At 68.7% G+C, this 1,862-nt stretch carries 2 protein-coding genes; both read right to left on the bottom strand.

From position 1 onward, the window contains the following. Positions 1-3 precede the first annotated feature (3 nt). The gene (locus FE811_RS26675) at positions 4-672 is read right to left on the bottom strand and encodes an ABC transporter ATP-binding protein (protein ID WP_036753211.1); all 669 of its coding nucleotides are present in this window, start codon (positions 670-672) and stop codon (positions 4-6) included. 4 nt (positions 673-676) lie between these two features. Continuing rightward, on the bottom strand, positions 677-1,862 hold a 1,186-nt coding region (locus tag FE811_RS26670), incomplete at its 5' end, for a capsule biosynthesis protein (protein ID WP_370362716.1).

The raw sequence follows: 1,862 nt of genomic DNA, 5'->3' as shown, positions 1-1,862 counted from the left end.
TTTTCACCTTGCTTGTGGGAGTCTCAGGATTTCCTCGTGCGTTTTGATTGCGTCCTCGATGTTTTCGAAGAGGATGAGGCCTGCGTTGTGCAGGACGGCGCCCATGGAGCACATGGAGCGGATCATCGGCATGGAATGGCTGACGACGATGGCCGAGGAGCGGGCCATGCGCTCGGCGAAGACGCGCTGGGACTTGGCGCGGAAATTGGCGTCGCCGACGCTGGTGACCTCGTCCACCAGATAGGTGTCGAAATGGATGCCCATCGAGGTGCCCATCGCCAGCCGCGAGCGCATCCCCGAGGAATAGCTGCCGAAGGGCTGGTGGTAATGCTGGCCCAGCTCGGCGAAATCGGCGACGTAATCGACCAGCTCGTCGGTGTCCACGCCGTAGATCCGCGCCACGAAGCGCACGTTCTGCGCCCCGGTCAGCTCGGGGTGGAAACTGCCCGAAAACCCCACCGGCCAGGAAATCGTGCCGTCCGACAGCACCCGGCCCGCGGTGGGCAGCACGGTGCCGGCGATGATCCGCAAGAGCGTCGACTTGCCGGCGCCGTTGCGGCCCAGCAGCGCCACCGAGGCCCCGGTCGGGAACTCGGCGTTCAGGTTGTCCGCCACCAGCGTCTCGCGGCCCTTGAGCCGGTAGATCTTGGTCAGGTTCTCGAGCCGGATCATCGCGCTAGCGGCGGTCGCGGACGCTGTAATAGACCAGCACCAGGATCGACCAGCCGGCCAGCAGCATGCCGGTGATCATCGCCCAGAGCCAGGGCCGGTTCGGCTCGGTCGCGCTTTGCGCCACCTTGGGCTCGATATGGGCGGCCAGGTAGCGGGCCTGGCGCTGCGCCTCGGCCAGCGCCGTCTCATGGGCGATGCGGGCCGAGCGATAGGCGCCCTCGGCGAATTCGCGGTCCACGGCCAGCTTTTCGTATTCCGCCATCAGCTGGGCATAGCTTTCGCCGGCCGGGCCCTGGCCCTCGGCGCCGAACTTGGCTCGCTCGGCCTCGATCAGCCGGCGCAGCGCGTCGATCTTCTGCTGGGACTGGGTGACGCGGTGGTCGGTGGGCTGGGCATTGTCCAGAAGCAGGTCGTGGGCGACCAGCGCCTCGGCCAGCTGCGCCTGCAGCCCGCTCAGCACCCCCATCTGCCCGGCGAGGTCGGCCTCGGGGTCGACGATCTGCGAGCGCATGCGGAAGGCGGTCATCGCCTGGCGGGTCTCGGTCAGCTCGGCGCGGGCCTTGTCCAGCTCGGCCTTGGCCAGGCGGGTGGCGTCGTCCTGGGCGATGGTCGAGAGCGCGTTGATCTTGTCCGAGCTTTCCTGGAACACCGCGGCGGCGATCTCCTGCGCGTCCTGGGCGGTGAAGGCGCTGACCTTGAGCGTGATGAGCTGGGTGGTGCTGTCGTAGAGCACCTTGACCTGGCGCTGCCAGTAGTCGGTCAGGTCCTCGACATGGCCTTCGGGGTCGAAGGCGAAGACGAAGTCATGCGGCCAGGCGCGCGCGTAGCGGGCGCGCAGGTCGAGCCGGGCGTCGATCCTTTCGACGATGTCCTGGCTGCGGATGTATTCGTAGAGGATGTCGGTGTCCGAGGCGCTGCCGCCGGCGCCGGCCAGCGGCGCCAGCCCGCCCAGGAGATCGATGGCGGGGGTGGATTGTTCCTTGCGCACCGAGAAGCCGACGGTCGAGACATACTGGTCCTCGGCGCGCAGCCAGAGATAGCCGGCCCAGAGGAGGCTCGGCAGCACCACCAGCGCCAGGAACGAGCCCAGGATCAGCCAGTGCCGGCGCTGCGGCTCGGCCAGGCGGGCGGGCGGGCGCAGCGACTGGGCCGCGGTGGGGGCCGGAGCGGGGGCCGGAGCGGGGACGGGG

Origin of the sequence: Paracoccus sp. FO-3 (assembly GCF_006386455.1) — a bacterium.
Lineage (GTDB): Bacteria > Pseudomonadota > Alphaproteobacteria > Rhodobacterales > Rhodobacteraceae > Paracoccus > Paracoccus versutus.
This window is presented reverse-complemented; position numbering and strand designations above follow the sequence as displayed.

What these genes read in the sequence shown, in the direction of transcription:
- FE811_RS26675 (WP_036753211.1), bottom strand. Translation starts at nt 672, where the DNA reads ATGATCCGGCTCGAGAACCTGACCAAGATCTACCGGCTCAAGGGCCGC.